Source organism: Saccharopolyspora erythraea NRRL 2338 (assembly GCF_000062885.1).
Taxonomy (GTDB): Bacteria; Actinomycetota; Actinomycetes; order Mycobacteriales; family Pseudonocardiaceae; genus Saccharopolyspora_D; species Saccharopolyspora_D erythraea.
In genome coordinates this window covers 3,317,445-3,328,669 of sequence record NC_009142.1, presented here as the reverse complement: position 1 = coordinate 3,328,669, position 11,225 = coordinate 3,317,445, and the positions used below count along the sequence as shown (strand labels likewise).

9 protein-coding genes are annotated in these 11,225 nt (G+C 72.2%); 3 read left to right on the top strand and 6 right to left on the bottom strand.

The annotated features are described in order from the left end of the window. Window positions 1-52: 52 nt before the first annotated feature. The 6 genes from SACE_RS14725 to SACE_RS14700 form a co-directional block, all read right to left on the bottom strand. Window positions 53-1,039, bottom strand: coding sequence for an iron-siderophore ABC transporter substrate-binding protein (locus SACE_RS14725; RefSeq protein ID WP_009949803.1), 987 nt, complete (start codon window positions 1,037-1,039; stop codon window positions 53-55). Between the two features lie 144 nt (window positions 1,040-1,183). Further along, window positions 1,184-2,509, bottom strand: a complete 1,326-nt coding sequence (locus tag SACE_RS14720; RefSeq protein WP_011873915.1) for a lysine N(6)-hydroxylase/L-ornithine N(5)-oxygenase family protein — start codon at window positions 2,507-2,509, stop codon at window positions 1,184-1,186. Between the two features lie 419 nt (window positions 2,510-2,928). Further along, window positions 2,929-3,822 carry a LysR family transcriptional regulator gene (locus SACE_RS14715; protein ID WP_009949805.1) on the bottom strand — a complete coding sequence of 298 codons (894 nt, stop codon included), beginning with the start codon at window positions 3,820-3,822 and terminating at the stop codon, window positions 2,929-2,931. 110 nt (window positions 3,823-3,932) lie between these two features. Further along, the gene (locus SACE_RS14710) at window positions 3,933-4,391 is read right to left on the bottom strand and encodes a DUF6098 family protein (RefSeq protein ID WP_009949806.1); all 459 of its coding nucleotides are present in this window, start codon (window positions 4,389-4,391) and stop codon (window positions 3,933-3,935) included. Window positions 4,392-4,711: 320 nt separating this feature from the next. Continuing rightward, window positions 4,712-5,257: a P-loop NTPase family protein gene (locus SACE_RS14705; RefSeq protein ID WP_009949807.1), complete on the bottom strand. Its 546-nt coding sequence runs from the start codon at window positions 5,255-5,257 to the stop codon at window positions 4,712-4,714. A gap of 51 nt (window positions 5,258-5,308) precedes the next feature. Beyond that, window positions 5,309-6,145 carry an NmrA family NAD(P)-binding protein gene (locus SACE_RS14700; protein WP_009949809.1) on the bottom strand — a complete coding sequence of 279 codons (837 nt, stop codon included), beginning with the start codon at window positions 6,143-6,145 and terminating at the stop codon, window positions 5,309-5,311. 178 nt (window positions 6,146-6,323) lie between these two features. On the opposite strand from SACE_RS14700, the gene SACE_RS14695 reads away from it, so the two are divergent. The 3 genes from SACE_RS14695 to SACE_RS14685 all read left to right on the top strand — a co-directional run bounded on the left by SACE_RS14695 (window position 6,324) and on the right by SACE_RS14685 (window position 10,939). Further along, window positions 6,324-7,340 (top strand): hypothetical protein, encoded by a 1,017-nt coding sequence (locus tag SACE_RS14695; protein WP_231850010.1) that lies wholly within the window; start codon window positions 6,324-6,326, stop codon window positions 7,338-7,340. Window positions 7,341-7,543: 203 nt separating this feature from the next. Continuing rightward, window positions 7,544-8,935, top strand: a complete 1,392-nt coding sequence (locus SACE_RS14690) for an amino acid permease (protein ID WP_009949812.1) — start codon at window positions 7,544-7,546, stop codon at window positions 8,933-8,935. Between the two features lie 345 nt (window positions 8,936-9,280). Beyond that, complete coding sequence (locus tag SACE_RS14685) at window positions 9,281-10,939, top strand: Scr1 family TA system antitoxin-like transcriptional regulator (RefSeq protein ID WP_143538147.1); 1,659 nt, start codon at window positions 9,281-9,283, stop codon at window positions 10,937-10,939. The last annotated feature ends 286 nt before the right edge of the window (window positions 10,940-11,225 follow it).

Below are 11,225 nucleotides of genomic sequence, written 5' to 3'. Positions count from 1 at the left end.
TTCCTCCCACTGGGTGTTGCTTCTCTCGCTCTGGGCGGAGCCGGTGTCGCCGCTACCGGGCCGGTCGCGCGAGCTGCGGGACGACCTGGTCGATGGCGTACGGGATGCTCAGGACGGTGTTGAACGAGATCGCGGCACCGACCGGCGGGTTCTGGTAGCTCAGGAACAGGTCCCGCCCGTCCTTGACCACGTTCAGCGACCGGTAGATGCCGTTGTTCCGCACGGCGTTGGCGGCGACCTCGTCGGAGGTCATCCACACCAGGCGGTCGACGTCGAGCATGCCCATCTGCTCGAAGCCGAACTCGGCCACCGCCTTGTCCCCGACCGCGGCGCTCAGCTGCGGCGGCGACTTGAAACCGAGCTCCTGCATGAACAGCGACTTGGCGTCGGTGGGCGGGAACGCGCCGAAGGCGCCCTGCCGGTAGGTGTCGACCAGCGCGAGGGTCTGCCGCGCGAACTCCGGGTGCTGCTTGCGGACCTCGGCGAAACGGCCCTCGGTCCGGGCCACCAGTTCCTCGGCCTTGGCGGGCTGGTTGAGCGCCTGGCCGATCATCCTGGTCATCTCCTGCCAGGGGGCGCCGTACTCGGGGAAGCGGGGCGACTGCGCCACGGTCGGCGCGATCGCCGCCAGCTTGTCGTACTGGTCGCGGCGCATCCCGGAGTACTCGGCGATGATCAGGTCCGGTTTGAGCGCGGCGATCTTCTCCATGTTGTACTCGTCGCGCTGGCCGACGACGTCCGGCTGCCGGCCGCCCCAGAGCTGCTGGCTCCACGGCCAGTTGCCGAAGGGGCGCTCACCGAACCAGTCGACGACACCGACCGGCTTGATGCCGAAGGCCAGCACGGTCTCGTGGTCGGTCATCCCGAGGGTCACGACCCGCTTGGGCTGCGCGGGAACCTGGGTCGAGCCGTACCTGTGTTGCACCACGGGGCCGTTGCCCGCCTGGTTCTCGCCGGAGGACGCGCCGCCCCCGCAGGCGGCGGCCACCATGGCCACGATGAGCAGCAGGGCGCCGAGCGCCGCACTTCTTGTCCGCATCGGGTTTTCTCCTGGGGAAGGGGTGTTGTACGAATCCGGCCGACTGCACTGCCGGGCTGAGTTGCCGGATCGCCGCGTTGCCGGGTTCCGGGCTCCGGTTCCGGTTTTCGGGAGGCGGGTTCCGGATTCCGAGCTGCCGCCGGCCTACTGCGCCACGCGCAGCCGCGGCATTCCGGTGCCGCGGTCGTCGACGATCGAGCGCAGGATCTCGCCACCGCGCACCGCGGTGTTGGACAGCAGCGACGAGGTGATGCCGTGGGTGTGCTCCGTCCCGCCCTGCAGGTAGATCCCGCCGCGCACGGCGGATCCGGTCATCAGCCGGTAGTCCCGGGCGACGCGGTAGCGCCCCTGGTCGTCGCGTTCGCAGTGCTCGGCCAGCTCACCGAGAAGCGCGGTGGGGTCCGACGGCCGGTAGCCGGTGGCGTAGACGACCACATCGGACTCCAGCAGCGCCTTCTCCCCCGTGGTGAGCGACTCCACCGCGACCCGCACGCCGGTGTCGGTCTCGACGACCTCCAGCACCCGGGAGGTGTTGAGCACCCGCAGGCGTTCGCGGCCGAGCACCTTCTCCTGGTAGACCCGCCGGTAGAGGTCGTTGATGAGGTCGAGGTCGACCACCGAGTAGTTGGTGTTGGCGTGATATCCCAGCAGCTTCTGCTTGACCTGTTCCGGCGCGGTGTAGAAGTCGTCCACAGCGGACGGGTCGAAGATGCGGTTGGCGAACGGGCTGTCGTCGGAAGGGCTGTAGCCGTAACGTGAGAACACCGCGGAGACCTGCGCGTCCTGGAACCGGCCGTGCAGGTGGGCGACGACCTCGGCCGCGCTCTGCCCCGCTCCCACCACCACGAACCGCTCGTCGCCCCGCTGGGGCAGCGACTCGATGCGGTGCAGCAGCTCGGAGTTGTGCCAAACGCGGTCGCCGGAGGTGATCCCCTCCGGCAGGTTCGGTTCCAGCCCCGTCGCCAGGACCACGTTGCGCGCCGGGTAGGTCATCTCCTGGCCGGACGCGGTCCTGCCCACGACGTCGAAGTGCTCCACCACTCCGTCGCGCACCACCGGTTCGACGCCGACGACCTCGACGCCGTAGTCCACCGAGTCGTCCAGGTGGGAGGCCGCCCACTCGAAGTAGTCGTGGAACTCCACCCGCAGCGGGAACAGGCTCTTGTGGTTGATGAAGTCGACCAGCCTGCCCTTGCTGTGCAGGTACGACAGGAAGCTGAACTCGCTGGCCGGGTTGCGCTGGGTCACCAGGTCCTTGAGGAACGACACCTGCATCGTGGCGTCGTCGATGAGCATCCCCCGGTGCCAGCCGAAGGCGGGCTTGCTCTCCAGGAAGCGCGCGTCCACCTGGTCCCCGGCTCCGACCTGCGCGTTGTGCTCGCGCACGGCGATCGCGAGCGCGAGGTTCGACGGCCCGAAGCCGACGCCCACGAGATCACGAACCGGATTCGAGTCGTCATACCGCGTCATACCTGTCCCATCATGCGGCGGAGCTGCGATTTCAGGTTTGGTCGTCCACGCGCGGACTCCGCGGCGGCCGGCGGTGGCGAACCCCGCGCAGGGCGCGACGCGACCTCCGCCGGTCGGCGGTGAAGGTGAGCCTACCTTTATTTAGGCATGACTAACTTAGCCCGTTTGTGTGATCCATCCCTCGATCAGCCGACGCCCGCCCGTCTACACCCGACGTCGCAACACCGCAGCGCCGGACGCAGCAACCGCCTGGCCACGCCTGACCAGGCGATCAAGCGCCGAGCGATCCTCACGCGACGCAATGTCGCGACCCGGCAGGCTGATCCCACCGTTCGCCGTCCTAACAAGACGGTGGGCGCCCGCACGGCGGCAACCGAGGACAAAAAGAACAAATCGGACGCCCTGGTCCTATGCGACCGCTACCCGGCCAGCACCGCGTTCGGCCGCCGAGACCCGGAACCGGCGGCGAGTGAAATCCGCACGTGCTCGCGGAACGCTTCCGTCGCGGCGTGCGCGGCGACGCTCGGCCACGCCAGGTGGACGGTCACGGGCGCCGCGTCGGCGATCGGCAGGTAGCGGACGCCCGGGTACGGGTGGCTGTGCCCGGTGCCCTCGGTGGTCACGCCGACCGCGTCACCGGTGGCGATAGCGGTGAGCCACTCGTCCACGCCGCCGACCTCGAAGGTTCGCGGTCGCCGCTCCTCGGGCCACAGGGCCGCGCTGGTGGTGGCGGCCGTCGCGCAGAGCGCGACCGGCCGGTCGGCGAGGTCGGCGAGCCGCACGGCGCCCGCGGAGGCGAGCGGGTCGCCCTCGGCCACGGCGGCCAGCCGGCGCTCTTCATACAGCGGGAGGGTCCGCAACGCGCTCGCGGCCGGGGACACGGCGCGCAGGAACGCCACGTCGACCTCGCCGCGGCGGAGCGCGGCCTCGGGGTCGTCGTGGCGCCGCACCCGGACCGCGGTGCCGGGGTGCCGTTCGCGCCAGCCGCGCAGCAGCGGCACCGTGTGGTGGCCGAGCGTCGCCCACGCGAACCCGACCCGCAGCTCACGGGGTCCCGAAGTGGTCTCGGCGAGCGCGTCCGCGAGCTGGTTGAGCAACCGGTGGGAGTGCTCCCATAGCCGCTGACCGGCTTCGGTCAGCACCAGGTGCCGGGTGGTGCGCTCCACCAGCCGCGTCCCGAGCCTGCCTTCGAGCTGGTCGAGGGTGCGGGACAGCGCGGGCTGGCTGACGTGCAACGCCTGCGCCGCGCCGGTGATGGTCCCCTCGTCGCCGATCGCGGCGAGCGCGCGCAGATGCCGCAGCTCGACATTCATGACCGGCAAGCATAGGTGCCGCGCGGCGAGCGCCGCACGACCGCGAGCCCGCGTCCACTGCGTGGAAGGCCGCCGGTGCCGGGTGCTCGGGTCCGCCGGCCGGTGCGCGGTCAGGCGCGGCGGTCGAGCGAACCCCATTGGTCGTGCTGCTCGGTGACCAGCCGCCGCGCCTCCCTCAGCGCCTCCTCGGCGACGAAGGCGATCGCCCGCTCCTGGGTGACCAGGGGTTCGTTGTCCGGCCCGCGGGCGACCTCGCGCCCCGCCAGCAGCCAGGCGCGGACGCCCTGACCGGGCTGCCGCTCCCGCAGGTGCTTGTAGTCGTAGAGCCTGCGCGCCACCCACAGCCGCAGCGAGCGCTCGCCCCACCACGACTCGACTTGCAGCGGGTTGGCCGACAGGCCGGGCAGCGCGACGCCGGTGAGCGCGTCGCGGCTGGTGGTGTCGGCGTCGAAGGCCGGTCCCCGCGACCACCGCAGGTACAGTCCCCGGCCGGCGTCGTGGCCGCGCACGGCCTCGGCCAGGTGGTCGAGGCAGCCCAGCACGGGGAGGTCGTCGTGGTCGTCCGTCACGGCGCTCGGGTACCCGGTTCGGAGACCGGCAGACCCGCCCGGCCCGCACCTGCGCAGCGGAAGCCGACCTTGACCACCGTCGCGCCGGGCCAGTCCCGCGCGGTCGGAAGACCAGCCGGCCGGGCGCCCAGAACCGCAGCCACGGGTTCTCGTCCGGCTGCTCGCGCTCGGCGCGGCGCCGCGGCCCGTAGCCCTTGCGCTGGCGACCACGATGTAGTGCGAGTCGTCCGGCAGGCGGTAGCGCACCCACGAGGTGAACGGTCGCGGCCCGCCGGAACCCGACAGCTCCCAGTCCTCGGGCACCTGTGGACCCGGCGCGGCTACCGGGCCTCGGTGGCCCCCAGCGCGTCGATCCAGGCCCGCAGGTCGCGGGGGCGCCCGAACCGGTGAACCGCGGGCCCGGACGGGTCGGCGGCCCACTCCCGCATCCGCCTGCGTTTGCGGGCGAACGACCGGAAGTGCCAGAGGAGGATCGAATCGCGGGAGAGGACCGTGCGCAGCGTCTCCCGGTTGCCGTTGCACACCGTCCGCTTGTCGACCACCCGGCCCGCGGTGCGGCGGAGCAGCCGCGACAACGACAGCCACCGCGGGTAGTCCAGCGCGACGACCAGCTCGGCGCGGGCGAGCGGGATCTCCAGCCACTTGCCGTAGGCGGCGTCCAGGATCCACTCGTCCTGGGCGCAGATCCGCGCGATGCGCCTGCGCTGCTCCTCGGGCGGGACCTCGACCCAGCCCGGCTCCCAGGTGAGGTCGTCCACGGGATGCCACGGCACACCGGTCGCCCGGCTGATCCGCTGGGCCGCGGTCGACTTGCCCGATCCGGTGACGCCGTAGACCAGGATCCGACGCGCGATCCGATCGGCCACGGAAATGACCGTACCGAAGCTGCGAACCGGTCCGGCACCGCCGTTCCGGGCTCAGCCGCCGAAGGCGGCGGCGTTCTCCCGGACCCACCCGGCGAAGTCGCGCGCTGGCCGCCCGGTGACCTCCCGCACCGTGGGCAGCACCGTCCCGCCCATCCCGGCCGGGTCGGTCCGCATGGCGAGGAAGAAGTCGATGTCCTCGGCCGAGTAGCCCTCTGCCCGCCACTGCGCCAGGACTTCGTCGCGGCTGAGCTCGACGTAGCGCACCGCGCGTCCCAGGACCTCGCTGATCGTTCGCACCTTCTGCGGTGGCGTCAACGCCTCCGGGCCGGTCAGCCAGTACTCCTGCCCGGCGTGGCCGTGCTCGGTGAGGGCGGTCGCCGCGACCGCGGCGATGTCGGCCTCGTGGATCATCGCGCTCCTGGACTCCGCGAACGCCTCGCGGACGACGCCCTCCTCCCGCACCGGGCCGGCCCACTCCAGGGCGTTGCACATGAACTCCACCGGCGCCAGGTACGTCCAGTCGAGGCCGCCCGCCTCGACGGCCAGCTCCAGCGGGCTCTTGGACCCATCGCCCTTGAGGACGGTCACCTCGCGCACCCCGCTCGCCACCGCGAGCTCGACGATGTCCTCGCCGTTGGCCAGCGGCGAGAAGTCCGCGCCGTCGAAGGTGATCAGGTGGGCGGCGCGGACGCCGTCGAAGGCGGGCGCCAGGCTTGCGGTGTCGGTCAGGTCGCCGGCGAACACCTCCGCGCCCGCGGGCAGGTCCGCCCGGGCGGGGTCGCGGGTCAGGGCGCGCACCTGGTGTCCCTCGGCGAGCAATTGCCGGACGAGGTGGCGGCCGACGTTTCCGGTGGCTCCGGTGACGAGGATCGTCTTGGGGCTGTTCATGCCGCCGACGCTAGGAACATCGGCGGTCAGTTCCTGTCCTCGCAGAACTGTTTTTCCGGTCGAGTCGCCGATCCGCGGCGGGCGGCACGACCGAACGGAGCAACGCCGCCGGACGTCCGGCCGCTCCGGCGCGCCGGGGGCAACCGCGCCAGGCGCGCGGACGTCAGTCGTGCAGGGCATGTCCACCTGCGATGAAGACGGCTACGTGCCCCCACTCGCGCACTCCCACCGCGTTCCGGACGCCGCGGCGTGCTCGTCGCGGCCGGGGGTGCTGCTCGCCGCGTTCCCGGTGCCCCAGGGCACCGCCGGGGCCGGGGTCAGCGCTTCCGCCCCTGGCGGCACGCCCCTGCTCGGCAGCACGACCCGCCACACCGGCACCGGGGTCGAAGCCGACATCACGCTCTGGGACGGCGATCGGGTGAACACCATCGACATCCCCGGCTCCGGGACGGCGGCCGACATGAACGCGGCCGGCGTCGTCGTGGGCACCAAGGAGGACGCCGAGAACGACATCGTGTCGTGGGTGCTCGACAGCGCCGGCTTCCACCTCGTCCCCGGCAAGGGCCAGGCGAACGCCATCAACTCCGAGGGCCGGATCGTCGGCTACCCGGATGGCCCCACCGGCAGCGGGCCGCCGGTCCAGGTTCCGGTCACCTGGCCGTCGGCCTCGGCCGAGCCGGTCGACCTGCCCCGGCCCGGCGACAGGGTGGGCGAAGCTCGCGACATCGCCGACGACGGCACGATCGTCGGCGCCGTTGGCCCCGACGCTGTCCTCTGGCGGCCTGACGGCACCGCGCACGTGCTCCCCCGGCCCGCCGACGTCCCGCCGGAGGTCGAGCTGGAGGCGGTGCGCGTCAACGGCCCGTGGGTGGTCGGCGGCGGCTACGGGCGACCGCTGCTGTCGAACCTCGACACCGGAGCGGTCGGGCCCGTCCCGGGCCTGCACACCGCGACCGACGTCAACGCGGCCGGGTGGGTCGTTGACCAGCGGGGCGCACTGGTGGCGGGCGGCTCCGTGGTCGAGCTGCCGGGCTTCGGCGACGACCACGCGCGCTACCCCCGGACCGTCAGCGCCGACGGACGCACCATCGGCGGGATGGCCCAGTTCCGCGGCAACCCGAGCCCCGCGCCGAACGCGCCGTGCGATCGGTCTGCTCCTGAACACCGCGGGCTCATGCCCATGAACGCGGGGTGACCTGACCTCCGGAAGCGGTAGCGCGACACCGTGATGCCGCGCCGCCGCCGGACCGCTCCGTAAACCACGGGCGCCGTGCGCGACAGTGGACGATCCGCCGAAGTTGGTCGCCGCCGTTGTACAAATCGACACCTTGGCCGCCCGCCGTGACGGGTCTCACGATGTCCGGCAACCGCAGTCGGACCACCACGGAAGGGGCCGCAGTGTCAGGCACGGAGGAGTCCTCGCTCAGCAGCGGGCTGCGCCAGCGGCACTTGAGCATGATCGCGATCGCCGGAGTGATCGGCGCCGGGCTGTTCGTCGGCAGCGGCGCGGCGATCAGCGAGGCGGGACCCGCCGCGCTGGTCTCCTACGCGCTGGCCGGCGTGCTGGTCGTGCTGGTGATGCGGATGCTCGGCGAGATGTCGGCGGCCAGTCCCGCCACGGGGTCGTTCTCCGCCTACGCCGAACAGGCGCTCGGACGCTGGGCCGGACTGGCCATCGGCTGGCTGTACTGGTGGTTCTGGGTCGTCGTGCTGGGCATCGAGGCCACCGCGGGCGCCGAGATCGCCAACCGGTGGGTGCCCGGTGTCCCGCAGTGGGTGTGGGCGCTGCTCATCATGGTGGTGCTGACCGCGACGAACCTGTACTCGGTGCGCTCGTTCGGCGAGTTCGAGTTCTGGTTCGCCGCCATCAAGGTGACCGCCATCGTCGGGTTCATCGCCCTCGGCGCGGCGGCCGTGCTCGGGCTGCTACCGACGGTGCCGAGCCCCGGCGTCAGCAACCTGGTCGGCCACGGCGGTTTCATGCCCTTCGGCGTGAGCCCGGTGTTCGGCGGGCTGGTCGTGATCGTGTTCTCGTTCTTCGGCGCCGAGATCGCCACGATCGCCGCGGGCGAGTCCGACAACCCCGGGCGCGCGGTCCGCGCCGCGGTGCGGTCGGTGGTGTGGCGGATCCTGGTCTTCTACATCGGCTCGATCGCCGTCATCGTCACGCTTCTGCCCTACGACAGCGCCGAGGTCGCCGAGAGCCCGTACGTGGCCGTGCTCGACCGGATCGGGCTGCCCGCGGCGGCGACGGTGATGGACGTCGTGGTGTTCACCTCCGTGCTGTCCTGCCTGAACTCCGGGCTCTACACGGCCTCCCGGATGGCCTACTCGCTGTCCCGGCGCGGCCAGGGCCCGGCCGCGGTGGCCCGGGTCAGCAGGCGCGGAACGCCCGTGCTCGCGGTGCTCGGCTCGACGGTGGTCGGGTTCGTGGCCGTCGCGTTCAACTACCTCTCCCCCGACACGGTGTTCCTGTTCCTGGTGAACTCCTCCGGGGCGACGGCGTTGCTGGTCTGGCTGGTGATCGCCTTCTCCCAGCTGCGCCTGCGCCGCCACTACCAGCGCACCGACCCCGCCCGGCTGACGCTGCGGATGTGGGGTTACCCGTACCTGACCTGGATCACCATCGCCGGGATCGCCGCCGTCCTGGCGGGCATGGCCTTCGAGGGCGAGACCCGCGTGCAGCTGCTGCTGACGCTGCTGGTCGCGGCCGCGCTCGTGGTCGTCGGCGTCGTCCACCAGCGCAGGGCCGCCGTCGCGCGACCGGAGATCGCGCCGACCCGGGGCTGACCCCGGCCGACCGCACCGCACCGCGTCCGGCTTCGCGACCGTTCGCACGCCAACCCGCGTTCGGTCTCAGTCGCGGCACTTCCGGTGCGGTGCGGTCGAATTCCCTGCCGACGAATACGGTGATCATGATCAACCGGCCGAGTGACGTCGAGGTCTTCGCAGGCTGAACGCCCTCGGTGCTCCGGTAACGTCGGGACGCGGATCAGCGCAGCTTCGACACACGTGAGGCGGTTCCGCTCCCCTGCAACGGAATGCGCTGCTCCACGGCATCGTCCACCGTCGCAACGGCGCGCGGTCGGCACCTCCGGCGCATCCGGATCCGGGGCGCGCGGCAATGGGGAAGGCATGCGATTCCACGTACCGGGGCCCTTGGAAGTCGTCAGCGACGGGCGTCCGGTCCCACTCGGGGATCGCCGGCGGCGCGCGGTGCTCGGACACCTGCTGCTGCACGCCAACCAGGTCGTCCACACCGACCGGTTGGCCCAAGCCGTTCAAGGCGACGACCTCACCGGCGACGCGCAGAAGCGCGTGCACAACACCATCTCGCAGCTGCGCGAAGTGCTCGTCCCGCAATCGGGTGCGGCCCCGGGACCGGCGCTTCGCACCCACCTGGCGGGCTACCTGCTGCGCGTCGATCCGGACGCGGTGGACCTGCTCCGCTTCCGGGACCTGGCCGAGCGCGGCCGGGCCGAACTGGCCGCCGGCGCCTGGGAGGCACCGGCCGACCGGCTGCGCGAGGCCCGGGAACTGTGGCGCGGACCGGTTCTGGCGGACCTCGCGGACGAGTTCCCGTGGCCCGAGCTGACCGGGATCCGGCACGAGCGCCTGGACGCGCTGGAGGACCACTTCGAGGCCGAGCTCGCATGCGGCAGGCCCACCCCGCTGGTCCCGGAATTGCGCGAGCTGGTGCGGGCCGAGCCGGGGCGCGAACGTCTCCAACGCCGGCTCAAGCGCGCGCTTTCCGCCTCCGGCAACGAGAGCGGCGTCCCTGCGCGGCAGGTGGCCGCCGCGACGGGGTGCACCGGTGAACCGGAGAGCCACAAGCTGCCGGTGGCCGGCCGGACGCTCTCCAAGCCGGCCACATCCCCGCCGCGGTCCACCCCGGACACCGCGGACCGCACGCCTGTCGCGCTGGTCCCCCAGCAGCGCAGGTCGGCCGACGACCAGCCCGCGGTCCCCTCCGGAGCACCGTCCGGCGTGGCCGCGGAACTGCGCAGGCTGCGCATCGCCGCCGGGTTGACCGGCGAGCGGCTGTCGGCGCGGGCCCGGATGAGCCAGTCCAAAATCTCCAAGATCGAGAACGGCAGGCAGCCGGCGAGCCCCGGCGACGTCGAGCGGCTCCTGCTCGCGCTCGACGCCTCCCCCGCCACGGTCACCGAGCTGCTCGGCCTGTGCGGTCCGGCCACCGCCGAGCCGCGCGCGACGTGCCCGCGCCAGGGCGGGCACGAACCCAGCCGGCCATCCGAGCTCATCACGCGCTCCAAGCTGATCAGGCACGCGCTCACGTCGATGCTGCCGGGTTGCCTGCAGATCCCGGAGTACCGCCGCCGCAACGCCGAGAGCCCGCTCGCGCGCGCCGGCGGGCGGAGCCGGACCGAGCCGAGCAACCGCGAACTCGACGAGCAGCGCGCGCTGTTCCACTCCGACAAGCACTTCCACTTCCTGCTGACCGAGGCCGCCGTCCGCTGCCAGGTCACCTCGCCGAGGGCGATGGCGGTGCAGGTCGACCACCTGGTCTCGGTCGGCATGATGCCCAACGCCGACATCGCGGTGCTCCCGCAGGACGTCCCGCTCACCAACCCCCTTCTCAACGTCTTCGCGGTCTACGACGAGCGCCTGGTCGTGGTCCGGACGCACGCCCGCGAAACCGCCCACCGCGACCGGGCGAGCGTCGTGTTGCACCTGGAGCTGTTCGACCACCTGCGGCAGAGGGCGTTGCGCGGCGGGGACGCGCTCGACTTCCTCCGCCGGGTGGCGGCCGACTTCCGCGGGCGGTCGAGCTGATGGCCCCTCGTCAGGTTCCCTTTCCGCCACGGCGAATCCGGCCGCGGCCAAATCAACCCGATCGCCGAACTGCGCGCGATCCGGAACGACGGCACGAGGCCGCGGCGGCGATACCGACAATTCGGCAGATCCAGTTGGAACATTCCGAGAGAACCGCTCGGGTCAGCACTGGAGAAAAAGCCCCGACTGGCGAGTGCGCGCCGCCGCACAGCCCGAAAACCACGCCGCTGGCACCGAAAGCGCTGATCAGCAGGGCCGAGAGCCCGATACCGAGCGTCCACATCGG

Coding starts and splice junctions, on each gene's coding strand:
- SACE_RS14725 (WP_009949803.1), bottom strand. CDS start 1,039: ATGCGGACAAGAAGTGCGGCGCTCGGCGCCCTGCTGCTCATCGTGGCC.
- SACE_RS14720 (WP_011873915.1), bottom strand. CDS start 2,509: ATGACGCGGTATGACGACTCGAATCCGGTTCGTGATCTCGTGGGCGTC.
- SACE_RS14715 (WP_009949805.1), bottom strand. CDS start 3,822: ATGAATGTCGAGCTGCGGCATCTGCGCGCGCTCGCCGCGATCGGCGAC.
- SACE_RS14700 (WP_009949809.1), bottom strand. CDS start 6,145: ATGAACAGCCCCAAGACGATCCTCGTCACCGGAGCCACCGGAAACGTC.
- SACE_RS14695 (WP_231850010.1), top strand. CDS start 6,324: ATGTCCACCTGCGATGAAGACGGCTACGTGCCCCCACTCGCGCACTCC.
- SACE_RS14685 (WP_143538147.1), top strand. CDS start 9,281: ATGCGATTCCACGTACCGGGGCCCTTGGAAGTCGTCAGCGACGGGCGT.